Source organism: Desulfurispora sp. (assembly GCF_052744395.1).
Genome location: NZ_JBRAJI010000058.1, coordinates 1 through 14366, shown reverse-complemented (window position 1 = coordinate 14366; position 14366 = coordinate 1). Strand labels below are relative to the sequence as shown.

Annotated in this window: 13 protein-coding genes and 1 tRNA gene; 5 read left to right on the top strand and 9 right to left on the bottom strand. The window is 54.9% G+C overall.

Annotated elements, in window-relative coordinates:
- Positions 1 to 192: 192 nt before the first annotated feature.
- The 3 genes from ACUVTU_RS12240 to ACUVTU_RS12230 all read left to right on the top strand — a co-directional run bounded on the left by ACUVTU_RS12240 (position 193) and on the right by ACUVTU_RS12230 (position 2820).
- Positions 193 to 672, top strand: coding sequence for a hypothetical protein (locus ACUVTU_RS12240; protein ID WP_445890243.1), 480 nt, complete (start codon positions 193 to 195; stop codon positions 670 to 672).
- A gap of 44 nt (positions 673 to 716) precedes the next feature.
- A tRNA-Ala gene (locus ACUVTU_RS12235) sits at positions 717 to 791 on the top strand.
- Positions 792 to 918: 127 nt separating this feature from the next.
- Positions 919 to 2820: an ATP-dependent nuclease gene (locus ACUVTU_RS12230; protein WP_445890242.1), complete on the top strand. Its 1902-nt coding sequence runs from the start codon at positions 919 to 921 to the stop codon at positions 2818 to 2820.
- 10 nt (positions 2821 to 2830) lie between these two features.
- Here ACUVTU_RS12230 and ACUVTU_RS12225 read toward each other — a convergent pair whose 3' ends face one another.
- The 8 genes from ACUVTU_RS12225 to ACUVTU_RS12190 form a co-directional block, all read right to left on the bottom strand.
- Positions 2831 to 3598 carry an alpha/beta hydrolase gene (locus ACUVTU_RS12225; RefSeq protein WP_445890241.1) on the bottom strand — a complete coding sequence of 256 codons (768 nt, stop codon included), beginning with the start codon at positions 3596 to 3598 and terminating at the stop codon, positions 2831 to 2833.
- 5 nt (positions 3599 to 3603) lie between these two features.
- Positions 3604 to 3816, bottom strand: a complete 213-nt coding sequence (locus ACUVTU_RS12220; protein WP_445890240.1) for a hypothetical protein — start codon at positions 3814 to 3816, stop codon at positions 3604 to 3606.
- 76 nt (positions 3817 to 3892) lie between these two features.
- Positions 3893 to 5068, bottom strand: coding sequence for an MFS transporter (locus ACUVTU_RS12215; protein ID WP_445890239.1), 1176 nt, complete (start codon positions 5066 to 5068; stop codon positions 3893 to 3895).
- A 92-nt stretch (positions 5069 to 5160) separates the two neighbouring features.
- Positions 5161 to 5361: a hypothetical protein gene (locus tag ACUVTU_RS12210; protein ID WP_445890238.1), complete on the bottom strand. Its 201-nt coding sequence runs from the start codon at positions 5359 to 5361 to the stop codon at positions 5161 to 5163.
- A gap of 166 nt (positions 5362 to 5527) precedes the next feature.
- Positions 5528 to 6820: an asparagine--tRNA ligase gene (asnS, locus tag ACUVTU_RS12205; RefSeq protein WP_445890237.1), complete on the bottom strand. Its 1293-nt coding sequence runs from the start codon at positions 6818 to 6820 to the stop codon at positions 5528 to 5530.
- Positions 6821 to 6918: 98 nt separating this feature from the next.
- Positions 6919 to 8070 carry an acyl-CoA dehydrogenase family protein gene (locus ACUVTU_RS12200; RefSeq protein ID WP_445890236.1) on the bottom strand — a complete coding sequence of 384 codons (1152 nt, stop codon included), beginning with the start codon at positions 8068 to 8070 and terminating at the stop codon, positions 6919 to 6921.
- 17 nt (positions 8071 to 8087) lie between these two features.
- A complete protein-coding gene (locus ACUVTU_RS12195) occupies positions 8088 to 9077 on the bottom strand; it encodes an electron transfer flavoprotein subunit alpha/FixB family protein (protein ID WP_445890235.1) in 990 nt (329 codons plus the stop codon).
- Positions 9074 to 9886 (bottom strand): electron transfer flavoprotein subunit beta/FixA family protein, encoded by an 813-nt coding sequence (locus ACUVTU_RS12190; RefSeq protein WP_445890234.1) that lies wholly within the window; start codon positions 9884 to 9886, stop codon positions 9074 to 9076. Before ACUVTU_RS12190 ends, ACUVTU_RS12195 begins: the two co-directional genes overlap by 4 nt.
- A 255-nt stretch (positions 9887 to 10141) precedes the next feature.
- On the opposite strand from ACUVTU_RS12190, the gene ACUVTU_RS12185 reads away from it, so the two are divergent.
- Positions 10142 to 10366: a helix-turn-helix domain-containing protein gene (locus ACUVTU_RS12185; RefSeq protein ID WP_445890233.1), complete on the top strand. Its 225-nt coding sequence runs from the start codon at positions 10142 to 10144 to the stop codon at positions 10364 to 10366.
- Between the two features lie 6 nt (positions 10367 to 10372).
- Here the strand turns inward: ACUVTU_RS12185 and ACUVTU_RS12180 are convergent, their stop codons facing one another.
- Positions 10373 to 12478 carry an acetate--CoA ligase family protein gene (locus tag ACUVTU_RS12180; protein ID WP_445890232.1) on the bottom strand — a complete coding sequence of 702 codons (2106 nt, stop codon included), beginning with the start codon at positions 12476 to 12478 and terminating at the stop codon, positions 10373 to 10375.
- 194 nt (positions 12479 to 12672) lie between these two features.
- Between ACUVTU_RS12180 and guaB the strand changes: the two genes are divergently transcribed.
- Entirely contained in the window at positions 12673 to 14130 is a 1458-nt protein-coding gene (gene guaB, locus ACUVTU_RS12175; RefSeq protein ID WP_445890231.1) for an IMP dehydrogenase, read from the top strand.
- Positions 14131 to 14366: the final 236 nt, after the last annotated feature.

Here is a 14366-nt window from a genome sequence, read left to right as displayed (position 1 = left end):
GGTGGGTCAGTTTTACTTGACTAGCGGGGGTCAATTCTATTTTACGATCTACAATTTGTGAAAAATATTGAGCCAGGGGGTGCCCGCAGGATCATTTAATGCATAAAAAAGCTGGAAGGAAAACTGCTGGTTCCAGAGAAATACTCTATTAGCATTAGTAGCGAGCACATACAGGTGCAGGAGGTATTTGTTTTGCATCGCATGCTGGCTTTTTCGGTATTGCTGATCTTGATGGCAGCGTTTTTCAGCGGTTTTCAGGCCCTGCCGGTGCCGGCCTGGCTACATTTTGTGCTGGGCCTGTTTTGGATTGGACTGGCAGTAGTGTTGCTGGGTGCTTACTGGATTTGCCGTTTGCTCAGGCGGGCCAGCATCTGGCTGGATCTGGCAGGAGCATTCTCTTTGAGTTTGCTGGCGATTATGTTTATTGAACAGTCTCTGTCCGTGAATTTAAGCCCGGTATGGAAACTGCTGCCTGTAGTTGTAGATCTTAAGCCGCTTTATCTGGGCCTGGCCGCGCTGGCTATAGTGGTCGAGTTCACGGTTTACCGCCGGCCAGTATATCAGCTGACCCGCCAGAAATTCCGCTTCTGGCGCGATTCCAGTATGGTGCTGTTTTTTTTGTGGGAGTTGTTTTTGTTTTTGCTGGCGAAACGAGGTAAAATACGCGATTGACAGGGTACGGGGGCGTGTATTATAATGTCAACGCGCAGATAAAAGGGCGAGTAGCTCAGCGGGAGAGCACCGCGTTCGCAACGCGGGGGTCGGGGGTTCGAATCCCCTCTCGTCCACCATGCCATCACAGCCGCACTGGGCAAATGTATTGTGCAATTTGCCCGGTGCGGTTTTTAGTTTTGGGCAGGAATCGCGTTACGGGTGTGGAAAATGACCAGGGGAGAATTTACCGGGGGAGGAAGGTTCTTGGACAAGATTGACCTGCAACTGCCCGATGGCTCTACATACCAAATTGATCACCGGCCGGGTCTGACCTATATTATCGGTCCCAATGGAGTGGGCAAGTCTTATGCTTTTAAAAAATTTGCCCGGGAAAACATCAGTGATGCACTGTACATCCTGCCCACCCGCGACGATGTGCGGCGCAATCTGCGACCGGTGGTCTACCGGGAGGAGGACAGTTTTTTCCGCGAATGGCTGGCCTATGAGCAGATCTGCCAGTATTGGAACCGGGCGGTGCGCCAGCCGGGCCTGCTGGCCATGGCCTTTTCCTTTCTGGAACGGTTGGGGGTGCCGCAGCGTTTGTCGGTAAGCGTGGAGGACGGGGGCATCAAGTTCCACATGGCCGAAGGAGATTCCTGCAGCCTGGTGACGCCGGAAGCTCCGGGTTTTATTAATCTACCCGTCCTGGGTATAGCTGTTTACGATCCGGAGCGCAAGCTGGTAATAATTGACGAACCGGAACAGTCCCTGCATCCGCAGGCGCAGCACATTTTTGTACAGGTAATGCGGGAAGTGGCCAGACTGCAAGGCAAGCACTTTATATTAATTACCCATTCGCCTTCCATGATTGATTTGCGGACGGCCGAGGATTTGTCGCGCCTGGTTTTCTTCCGCCGGCCCAAGAACTACCTGGCGGAAAGGAAAGTGTTCCAAATTTCCGCTCAGGAGGCCGGTTACTATGCCGATCTGTTGCCCAGCCTGACCACATACAAGCGGGAGATTTTTTTTGCCGACAAGGTAGTGCTGGTAGAGGGGCAACACGACCGGGATGTACTGCATGCCTTGATCGAAGCGGGTGGCTACGGGGTCTCGTTGGCCCGCACCAGTGTGTTGCCCCTGGGCGGTATCGGGTATATGGCTAAATATGCCGCTTTCTTTAAAGAGATTGGTGTAAAGTCCTTTGTGATCTGCGACCGGGATGCCGTCTACCCATCGGCGGCGATGCGCTGGCACTGTGGTCACAGTGAAGGGGAACGCCTGGAGTGGCGGGGCTGGGTGGGACCGGCACGGGTTCAGGCTTATGTCAAAAATAAACAGGAAGGGCCGGAACCAGTAGAAAAATATCTGGATCCGGCCGAGTTTGAAAAGCTGGAGGGCCTGGCGGGTAGACTGCGGCAGGCCATGAGGCGGGCTCTGGATCTGGTTATAGAGCGGCGGCAGACCGCCGCGGAGATTGCCAGCTGTGCCAGTTTGCTGCAGGAGATTGAAAAAAAGTTTTTGCAGCCCCAGGAATACAGGGAATACCGGGCATTTCACCTGCTCATGACGGTTGCTCTGCAGCATGACGACTGGCAGAATACTGCGCTGGCCTCGACACTGGAGCAGCTGCGGCAGGCTTTTGATCAGATGGCGGCGCAGGCGGTGAGCCTGGATATTTTAATTCTGCGCTGCGGCCGGTTGGAGGATCTCTACCGGCACAGCGGAAAAAAAGAGCTGACCAAAACCGAGAAGGCACTGCGGGAAGCGGCCGACATCAGACAGTATTATCAAGGTCAACCGGAACGGGTGGATGAAGATTATGCCGAGGTGCTGGCTCCATTAAGCCGCAAAAAATTTCTGATCCGGATGAACCGGGGGATACCGCATGAAGCGGCGGCCGTGCTTTCCGGTAAAATAAACGAAATCTACGATTACCTGTTTGGCGCCGGCGAGCTGGCCAACAGAATAGAAAAGCTGCAGAACAGCGGTAAACTGGAAGAGCTGTCCTGGGGTGCGGCGGTGGTGGCGTATGATTTGCATGCCAGTCCACCCGAGGTGGTGCTGCAGATACCGCTGCTCAAGGGATACATTTCGCCCGATGGGCGGCTGAAGCTGCAGGCCGGGCAGAGACCGGATATTTTTAAAATATTGTTTGCCGGGTCATGAGAAATTTCCATCAGGCCGGGAAGTGCATCTGCAGCCAGTCCAGGAATTTCTGCCACACCAGCGGGTAATGTTGAGAAAACTGGTGGTCGCCCCGGGGAATGAGTACCAGTTCGGATTTCTCTCCCAGGGATTCGTGCCAGAGGTGTGCTTCCTGTACTGGCACCACGGCATCATGGGTACCGTGGATTAGCAGCACCGGGATCTCGGGTATGCCGGAGGCTGCCTGCCGGTAATCGTATTTTTCCAGATCGGCAAAGAGAGCCTTTTGGACATAAATGATTCCCTCGTCTCCCACCAGCTGAATGCGTTCTTTCGGATCGGTTACGGTTTCGAGATCGATGTCGGTAAACCCGGTGAACAGGTCGTAAACCCGGGCCGGAGCTGCCCAGGCGCATACACCCGTAACGGCCCGGGTTCCGGTGGCGGCGTGAAAGAGCACAGTGGTTCCCCCAAAGCTGCGTCCCAGAGTGATGACCTTTTGCCAGCCCAGCCGCTGGCTGAAGCCAATTACGTTATTTAAATCGTCAATCTGTCCGGAGAGGGTAATGTTCTCAAACCGTCCCTGGCTTTCGCCGTGGCCGCTGAAATCGAACAGCAGGCTGGCATAGCCGTGCTCTGCCAGCACTTCGGCCAGTTCCAGCGCTTTGCCTCTTCCTTCTTTGCTGCCGGTAAAACCATGGCAGAAGATGATCAACGGGGTGTTTGTTGGCTGGCCGGCAGGAGTGTACAGCAGGGCGGCCAGCTGGTTTCGGCCGGGAATCAATATTTTTTCCATCATCCGGTTCAGGAACCTCCATCAAAGACTATTTTCCCATCGCGACGCAAAACCCGCCCACAGTGCGGGCAATTATAGTCTCTTTTTCTTTTGGGGTGCAGGCTGGACATGGTGCACCCCGGGCAGCAGACCTGTTCGGTAGACAGCAATTTGAGGGGAATTACCAGAACCAGGCCGCAGATGATCAGCAGATAAACAATAATCAAAAGTTTTATCACCATGTCTCCTCACCCTTGCTGAATGATTATTTGTTTAATCTTATATTAACACAATATTAACAAAATATTAATAGTGATTTTATTTGTCGGCCTGTCCCAAAATTCGCCAGAAAATCAGCAAGCCGGTGAGGGGAACGATAGTCGCCAGCAGGTAAGTCTGCCGGTAGCCCAGCTGGTCAACCAGCAGGCCCATAAACAGTGGCCCCAAAAAAGCACCCAGATCGGTGGATGCACTGAAAATGCCCAGAGATGCCCCTCGGGTGGCAGCCGGGGTATGCTCCACCACCCAGGCATTGAGATTGGGGTAAACCAGGGCATAACCCAGGCCAACAATAACAGCAGCCAGTGATAAAAGGGTGATGTTGGTGGTATAGGCCAGTACAGCCAGTCCGGCAGCCACAAAAAACAGGGAGGGAATGATGATCAAAGAGCGCGGCCAGCGGTCGCTGAGCCTGCCGGCCAGAAAGCGCACAATGATCAAGGTTCCCGAGTAAAATAGAAAAAAAATACTGCTGTTGTTAATACCGTGCTGTTTTAAAAACAGGGGCAGGAATGCTGTGATGGTGCCCACGCTGAAGGTGCAGGTGGCAAAGGTCAGGCAAGGAACAAATACATGGACGTTGTGCCCGGCCTGCCAGAGGCTGACCGGGGTCTTGTTGCCGGTGGGGGGGGATTCTTTAATATTGAATACCAGCAGGGCGGCCAGGGCGCTGAACAGGCAGGGAAGGAGCAGTTGAACTGCGGGTGTCGCATGCAGTACTACATAGTTGCCCAGCAGAGGAGCCAGACCGCTGGCAATGCTGACCGAGGTGACATAGATACCAGTGGCTTCTCCCAGCCGGGTGGCCGGTACTATGTCCGGCACCAGGGCGGCGGAGGCGGCGGCAAAAAGGGCCAGCCCGACGCCATGCACAAGCCGGATGGCTGTCAACAGAAGAGTTGATTGGGTGCACAGATAAAGAGGCGGAACAAGTAAAAAAATAACTGTGCCCCACAGCATCAGAGATCGTTTGGTTACAAAGTCGGACAGCCGGCCCACCTGGGGGCGCAGCAAGATGGCAGTAAAAGAGAAGGAACCGATAATCAGGCCAATGGCTGCCGAGTTTTTACCCAGGTAGTGCAAGTAAAGCGGCAGCACCGGGATCAGATACAGGTTGGTGCCAAAAAATAAAAAATTGGCGCAGAAGCCCAGGATAAAGTTGCCCGTGATATAGGTATCTCTACGGGCGTTTTTCTTTTCGGTCAGTTCCATCATCAGACACCTGCCGGAATGTCATGGATTGTTTACATACCCATTATAATCCGGTGAACCGGAACTGACCAGGTGTATTTACATCAATATACCGGTCATTCTCTTTCCTTCTGGCCGGTTTTGTAGGAAATCCCCCACTTTACATCCTTGCTGGTGCCGTGGCGATGGCTGCTTTCCAGCTGCGATTTCTGGGAGCGGATTTCCCGGGGCATGGGTGAGCCGGCGGGGCGATGCTGGTCATGCCTGGTTTCGGGTTCCTTATAGTGGCCGGGATCTACCGGCTGGCGATCTTTCATCATTAAATCCTCCATGGGTGTTAGATTTTACTCTTATTCTGGCCCGTCCGCCGCTTTCTATTCCAGAAAAAATACTGCCCGGCCAGAGGTGAAAGGCCGGGCAGCCCGGTTTGGATGGTTCCTGTCCAATGTACGTAAAGCCCCTGCCACCAGGCCGGGGAGAAGATCAGGGATAGATCCGGTAGAGCATCCGCGGGAAAGGAATACTCTCCCGCACGTGTTCCAGCCCACACAGCCAGGCCAGCGTGCGCTCCAGCCCCAGACCAAATCCGGAGTGGGGAACAGTACCGTAGCGCCGCAGGTCCAGGTACCATTCGAAAGACTCGCGGGGCAAATTGTGCTCCTTGAGCCTTTGTTCGAGCAATTCAAGATTGTCAATGCGCTGACCGCCCCCGATAATCTCGCCATAGCCCTCGGGTGCCAGTAGATCGGCTCCCAGCACCACTTCCGGGTTGTGCGGGTCGGGCTGCATGTAGAAGGCTTTGATGGCCGTGGGGAAGCGGTGGATGAAGACCGGTGAGTCGAATTGCTCCGATATGGCTGTTTCGTGGGGAGCACCGAAGTCCTCGCCCGGCTGGAAATCAAAGCCTTTTTCCTGCAAGAGCTTTACAGCGTCGTGATAACTCAGGCGGGGGAAGGGCCGGGAAACCGCTTCCAGCTTACCGATATCTCTGCCCAGCAACTGCAAATCAGAGCGGTGTTGTTCCAGGACAACCTGCACCAGGTGGTAAACCAGCTCTTCCTGAAGCTGCAGGTTATCTTCAAAATCAAAATAGGCTGCTTCCACTTCCAGCATCCAGAACTCCATGAGGTGACGCCTGGTTTTGGATTTTTCGGCCCGGAAGGTGGGGCCGAAACAGTAAACCCGGCCCAGAGCCATGGCAGTGGCCTCATTGTATAGCTGGCCGCTCTGGGACAGGAAGGCTTTTTCGCCGTGGTAGTCTATTTCAAACAGGGTGGTGGTACCTTCGCAGGCGGCCGGGGTGATAATGGGGGCATCGGCCAGCACAAAGCCGCGCTGGTGCAGAAACTGCCGGCAGGCCATTTCCAGACTGCTGCGAATGCGCAGAATAGCGGCCTGGCGTGGCGAACGGATCCAGAGGTGCCTGCGGTCAATTAAAAAATCTACACCGTGCTCCTTCAAGCTGATGGGGTAGGGCTGGGCCAGGGAGACGATTTCCAGGCCGGAAAGGTGCAGTTCGGCACCTCCGGGAGCCCTCTGATCCGGGTTAACCTTGCCGGTAACAACAACTGCCGACTCCTGGGTGGCCTGTTCTGCCAGTTCAAACAGCTCGGGATGCTCTTTCTTGGTGCAGACACACTGCACCAGTCCGCTGCCGTCGCGCACGATTAAAAATTTGATCTTGCCCGAGGTGCGCTGATTATATAACCATCCCTTAACGGTTACTTCTTCTCCGGCATGTGCCAGCAGGTCTTTAATCAGTACATGCTGCCCCATATAAGATTCCTCCCTGAATAAATAAAAAAGATCACTGCCTATTATTATAGCCAGTGATCGGGCAGCTTGTATACACAGAAATATAATATCTACTAATGTTACTTCTTTCTGGGAGCGGCGGTGAGGGTTTTGCCGGCTACCACCCGCATGATGTCATTGGTTCCGTCGGCCGGAACCAGGAGCTGGGCGTCCCGCAGATATCTCTCTACACCATATTCCACCATGCAGCCGTATCCGCCCATGATATCCATGGCTTTGCGGCTCACCCGCAGGGCGGCCTCGGTGCAGAAGAACTTGGCGGTGGCAATGGCCAGATCGGCCCGCTGCTTCTGGTCCAGCTGCCAGCAGGCCTGGTAGGCCAGCAGGCGGCTGGCGTTCAGGTCGGCATGCATTTCGGCAATTTTAAAGTGGATGCTGGGCAGGTTGCTGATCGGTTTGCCGTACAGTACCCGCTCGCCGGCAAATTTAATGGCCTTTTCCAAACAGGCCTGCATGATGCCCAGGGCAACGCCCACGATACCCGTGCGTCCGTAATCAGAAATGCCTTTCAGAGCATAGGCCAGACCCTGACCCCGGGTGCCCAGGATATTTTCCGCCGGTACAAAACATTCTTCCAGGATCAGCTCGCCGGTGACACAGCCGTGGAAGCCTATTTTCTTTTCAGCCCGGCCGGGACGGAAGCCACCGTATTTTTTGTCCACCCAGAAAGCGGTAAATTCTTTTTTGGGCTCATCGGCTGTTTTGGCCACAATCATGGCGGTATCAGAAATATGGGAGTTGGTGATAAATACCTTGCGGCCGTTTAGCACAAAGCCGCCCTCTTTCTCCCGGGCGGTGGTGGTGCCGGCCGTGGGATCCGAACCGCCGGAGGCTTCGGTTATACCGGCCGCGGCAAATATTTCCCCCTGCAGCAGCGGCTGGAGGTACTGGTCAATAAGCAACTGATTGCCTGATTCCGCGACGGCGGCCACGCCGAAATGCAGACACTGCAAGGACATGGACAGAGCAGGCGAGACGCGGGCGACCTCCTCCAGCATAATCATGCGAGCCAGATGACCCAGTCCGGTGCCACCCAGCTCCTGGGGTACCGTAACTCCCAGAAAACCCTGGGCTGCCATCTGGCGGAGCAAATCGACGGGTACCTGATCGGTTTCTTCCATGCTGTCCACCCGGGGGGCAATGGCTTGTTCAGCCAGTTCCCGGACCGCACTGCGCAATAGCTCCTGTTCACTGGTAAAAGCAAAATCCATCAAACCAACCTCCCTGATTAATGATCATTAGATTTGGATAGCTGTTCCAGCCAGGCGGGAATGAATTCCCGGTAATCGGCTACAATGTTGTAGTCGGCAAAACGGAAAATAGGGGCCGCCGGGTCGTTGTTAATCGCCACAATGCAACCGGCATCCTTGATGCCCACAATATGCTGCATTTCTCCCGAAATGCCCACAGCAATATACAGGCGGGGGCGAATGGTAATGCCGCTCTGGCCAATCATATGCCCGGGCGGGATGAAACCGTCGTCGGCGGCCGGTCTGGTGCCCCCCACCGTTCCGCCCAGTTTTTCGGCCAGGCGGTGGAGCAACTGCCAGCCGTCCTGATCCTTTACGCCGGCTCCTCCTCCCACCACAACAGGGGCTTCCTGGATGGGGACGGCAGCAGAAGGGTTGCTCCTGTCCTCCCGTAACCTGGATATAACAGTCAGGCGGGCTGCGGGAAGGGGAGCGGAGATGATTTCCAGCTCACCCGGGCGGGCAGTGGCGGCGGGCACCGGATAAACTCCGGGCCGTACCGTAGCTATTTGGGGGCGGTGACAGGGCGTGATGATCTGGGCCATGATGCTGCCATTAAATGCCGGCACAGTTTGCAGCAGATTACCCTGCCGGTCTATATCCAGCTGGCTGCAGTCAGCAGCGCAGCCGGTTTGCAGACGGGCGGCCACCGCCGGAGCCAGCGCCCGTCCCGTACCCGTAGCGCCGCAGAGGATGGCCAGCGGATTATACTGCCGGGCCAGCTCGGACAATATGACGGGATGAACCTCACTGTTATAGGCCGGCAATCCGGCCGCCGGGTAGTAGAGAACCCGGTCGGCGCCACAGCCCCAGAGAAGTTCCAGGCTGGCCCGGGGTATTTCACCCAGGACTACAGCGACGGCCTGCTGGTTTACGGCTGCAGCCAGTTCGGCTGCCCTCCCCATTAATTCTAGGGAGACCGCAAGTGGTTGTCCCTGGATATGTTCAATATAGACCCAGATGCTCATTTGTTCAGCCACCCCTCGCTCTGCAGGATGCCGGTCAATGTGCTGGCCATTACCGCCGGTGAACCGGAAATGTACTGCTGCTTGCGCTCATAGCCGGGTGTAAACAACCGGTACGGGCGGGTGGGGGATCCGGCCAGGCCAATCTGTTCCCTGGACAGCTGGAGGGCTGCTGCATCCAGCAGGGTGCATTGCTTGTTTCGGGCAGCCAGAATGCCCATCAGGGAAGGTGACCGGGGTTTGTTGATCTCTTCGGTGACAGTGATCAGGGCCGGAGCGCTTACCTGGCAGGTGTTGCAATAATAATCAGACTCTGTTTCAATGGTTAACGTGCCGTCCGGATGGATGTTTGCCCGGGACACTTCGGTGATGTGAGGTATTTGTAACAGGGTGGCCAGCTGGGGGCCGACCTGGGCGGTATTGCCATCCAGGCTCCAGGCCCCACAGAGGATATAGCTGTAGGGGGCGAGATGTTTGTCCATAGCGGCCGCCAGGGTGCGGGCTGTGGCCAGGGTATCGGCGCCGGCAAAACTCAAATCACTGAGCAGAAAGGCCCGGTCTGCTCCCAAAGCCAGGCACTGCTGCAGGTTCTGTTGCACCTGAGGCGGGCCCATGGACAGGACGCTGATGCTGGCAGCAGGACATTTTTCCTTGATCTGCAGAGCCAGTTCCAGGGCATGCCTGTCCAGCGGGTTGATCACGAGCGGGCAATCCTGGCGTTTCAAGGTGCCCTTTTCCGCATCAATCTCTATCCTGGACCAGAAGTTCGGATCTGGTACCGCTTTGATACAAACCACAATATGCATGGTCATCTGGATCACCTTATTTCAGATTGATTCGTCAAGCAGCTCAGGTTGCAGAAGGAAACCTTGCAATAATGGTGCCAATATTCATAATATTTAAATACAAGACCGGGAGCCGGTACATTGTTTACGTTAATATACACAATGTCAACGCAGCCGGCTTGTCCGCCCATGGCGGAGATTAAATTGCCCGAGTGCAGCAGATAATAACAGCAGCTGATGGTGATAGCAAAGAAATAATTTGCTTGAAGGAGAGATCGCTCAATGGAAAACTATCTGCGCACCCGGGTACCCTGGAGCACTCAGCCAAGCCTGAAATGCAAGTCTGCGGAGGCCGGTGTGGATTTTGACCGGTTTATAGCTGCCCTGAAAGAACAGCGCAGCGATCAGGAAATGGCTCAGGAATTTGCCGTTTCCGAGAAAACCATTGCCAGCTTGCGGGAGCACTTTGAGCGTTATGGTTTGGGCTCAATAATGGGGCAGGATTGATCCCCATCAGGCCAAAACCACCCGGGCATCCAGTGTCAGGCAACCATCCGGGCCAGCCAGCACCGGGTTTAAATCTACTTCCCGGATTTCCGGATGGTTATACAGCAGAAAGCTCAGGCGGTGCAGGCAATCAGCCAGGGCATCCACATCGGCTGCTTTCTGCCCTCGCAGACCGGACAGGATGGCGGAAGATTTAATCTCCCCGATCATTTCTCTGGCTTCGGCCGGACTGACAGGGGCAACGCGACAGGTGATGTCGCGGATGACCTCGGTGAAGATGCCGCCCAGGCCGAAAATAACCACCGGACCAAACTGCGGGTCAATCTTGCCTCCCATGATTACTTCCTGACCATTGCGGATATAAGGTTGCAACAATACACCGTTGATCCGCGGCGCAGGGTTTTGTTGCTGCATGTTTTGCATCAGCCGTTCGTAGGCGGCCAGTAATTCCTGCTGATTTTTAATGTTTAGAAGTACGCCGCCGGCGTCCGATTTATGGGTGATATCCGGGCTGGCAATCTTCATGACCAGGGGGTAGCCCAGCTCACCGGCCAGACGGCAGGCTTCCGCCGCGCTGTGGGCCAGGACGTGGGTGACAACTGGTATCCGGTAGGCGGCCAGTATATCCAGGGCTGTCTCGTTGAGTATTTTGTGCTTTGTGCTGCGCAGTATCTCCTGCACTCCGACCTTATCCAGGTTATCGGGTGGAGAGGGCGGTGTAAAAATTCTACCCTTTACTTTGTTGTGATAATAATAAAGTTGCTTTAAACAATAGGCTGCCTTTTCCGGGCAGTCGTAAGCCACTACCCTGCCGTTGGCCTCGATGGCCTGCCTGTATTCATGGCGGTAAGGACCGAAAATCCATACGGCCAGGGGTTTTCCCGGGTGAAGGGAAGCTGCTTCATTAAATAGGCGGGTAATGTTCATGGGGTCCTGGTCGGGAGGCAGATAGGCCGGGGTGATCATCAGCAGCAGATCCACACCGGGATCGGACAGGATACACTCCAGGGCCTGCCTGGTAACTTCCCTGTAGCCGCGGGACATGCCGGCCGGCCAGATGTCAGCCGGGTTGCCGGGGTGCATCCAGTCCGGGAACAGCTGGGCAAGTTTTTGTTGGGTCTCTGGGCTGTAGGCAGCCACCTCCAGGCCGTATTTGCTGCAGGCATCCACTGCGGCAATGCCGGCACCGCCGCTGACAGTTACAATGGCTACACGCGGGCCGGTTGCTGTTGGGTATGTAAGGAAAGTTCTGTTTAAATCGCCCATCTGCGAGCTGTTTTCCACGCGCAGCAGGCCGCACTGCCGGAAGGCGACGGAAAAGACCATGTCTTCTCCGGTGAGCGAGCCGCTGTGGGAGGCAGCCGCTTTTGCTCCCTGTTCGCTGCAACCGGTTTTCAGGACAATGACCGGTTTTTGGCTGGCGGCGTTGCGTGCTATGTCCATGAAACGGCGGCCATCTTTTAACCCTTCCATGTGCAGGTTGATGGCCCTGATCCGGGTGTGTTCGGTGAAATACTGCAGCAGATCGGTAAAATCGAGATCAGCGGTGTTGCCAATATCTGCTCCCAGTCCTATGCCACTGCTGAAGTCCTGGGCGGCTGCCAGGAAAATTCCCGACTGGCATACCACCCCTATATCTTGACAGCCGGCGTGAAACCGGACAAAGGAAGTGCGGAAACCGCTATAGTTGTTTACAATCCCCAGAGTGTTGGGGCCGATTACTCTGATGCCATATTTCTGTATCACATTAATAATTTGCCGGTGCAGTTCCTGACCGGTCCGGTCGTCGGCATCCGAGAAGCCCTGAGTAATGATTACTGCGGCCATAATTCCTTTCCGGGCGCACTGCTCCAGCACCTGCGGTACGGCAGTGCGGGGAGTGGAGATGACTGCCAGATCCGGTACTTCGGGCAGTTCCATTACCGAAGGGTAGACCTGCTGGCCCAGGATCTCGCCGCCGCGCGGGTTGACCGGATAGAGCCGGGCCGGATAACCACTGCTCAGCAGCAGCTCCAGAATGTTGAACGAGTCGGGACCTGTCCGGGTGCTTACACCGATTAAAGCAACAGATTCAGGGTAGAAAAAACGCTGAAAAATTTTCTGGTCAGACATCTGGGGCCTCCTTATAACAAGAAATGTGCTATTAGATGATTAGGATAATTCTAGCATGTTGATTAATTCTAACACAAATATACTGTTCGTTAATTTTTGCTAAAAATCGCCCGGGATCAGATGCGTCCGGCAGGGGGTTATGCTATAATATACGAATATTAATCCGGCTGGATAATTTAAGGAGGTTTTGACCAGTGCATCCGGAGAAATTCTCAAAGCTGGGTTTAACTTTTGATGATGTTTTATTACTACCGGCCGCATCCGAGGTGCTGCCGCGCGATGTAGATATAACCACTAACCTTACCCGGGAGATCAAACTCAATATACCGCTGATGAGTGCGGGTATGGATACGGTAACCGAATCACGCATGGCTATTGCTATGGCCCGGGAGGGCGGTATCGGCGTTATTCACAAAAATATGTCCATTGAAAAGCAAGCGCTGGAAGTGGACCGGGTAAAGCGCTCCGAACATGGCGTGATTTCCGATCCTATTTTTCTCCCTCCGGACAGCCCGATCAGTGAGGCTCTTACCTTGATGGAACGCTACCGCATTTCCGGCGTACCGATTACAGAAAATCGCCGCCTGGTGGGTATACTGACCAACCGGGATCTGCGCTTTGAAACCGATTTCTCCCGCCCGGTTAAGGAAGTGATGACCAGGGATAACCTGATCACCGCGCCGGTGGGAACCACTTTGGTGGAGGCCAAAGAGATTCTGAGCCGGCACAAGATTGAAAAATTGCCCATTGTGGATCAGGAATACAACCTGGTAGGTCTGATTACCATCAAGGATATTGAGAAAGCCCGCCAGTACCCCAATGCGGCCAAGGATCAGCGGGGCCGGCTGCTGGTGGCGGCGGCGGTGGGGGTGAGTGCGGACACCATGGACAGGGTGGCAGCGCTGGTAAATGCCCAGGTCGATGTGATCGTAGTGGATACGGCGCACGGGCATTCCTCCGGGGTCATGGATACGGTGCGCCGCATCAAAAATCAATATCCCCATGTGGCGGTGATCGCCGGTAATGTGGCTACTGCCGAAGCAACCCGCGACCTGATTGCTGCAGGGGCCGATGCGGTAAAAGTGGGAATTGGGCCGGGGTCGATATGCACCACCCGGGTAGTGGCCGGAGCCGGCGTACCGCAGATCACCGCCATCTATGAATGTGCCTGTGAAGCAGCCAAACATGGCATACCCATCATTGGAGACGGCGGAATTAAATATTCTGGTGATATCACCAAGGGAATTGCCGCCGGAGCTGACGTGATCATGATTGGCAGCCTGTTTGCAGGTACCGAGGAAAGCCCCGGCGACATTGAGATATACCAGGGACGCAGTTACAAGGTCTACCGGGGCATGGGCTCACTGGGGGCCATGAAGGAAGGCAGCAAGGACCGCTATTTCCAGGAAAATCAGCAAAAACTGGTGCCGGAGGGAGTAGAGGGACGGGTGCCCTACAAAGGTTCCCTGGCCGATACGGTGTACCAGCTGATCGGCGGTCTCCGGGCAGGTATGGGATACTGCGGCGTCCGCAATATTCAGGAGCTGAAAACCAAAACCCGCTTCATCCGCATTACTCCGGCCGGTTTGCGGGAGAGCCATCCCCACGATGTGATGATTACCAAAGAAGCTCCCAACTACAGCTTTAAATGAAAGATTTTAGGCGCCGCCTGTCCTTCGGACCAGGCGGCGTGACGTTTTTATTGGCCGGCGACAGGATTTGAATCCGCAGTCTCCATGGTTCAGTATTTTAGTACAGGTACTTGACAGGGTGCGGGGTGAGATGTATCATGTGAATGATAATTAATATCATTATCATAAAGAGATTATGTTAATCCTGGATCCGTGATACCATCTCACCAATAACCATTTTCAGGCATAATCTGGGT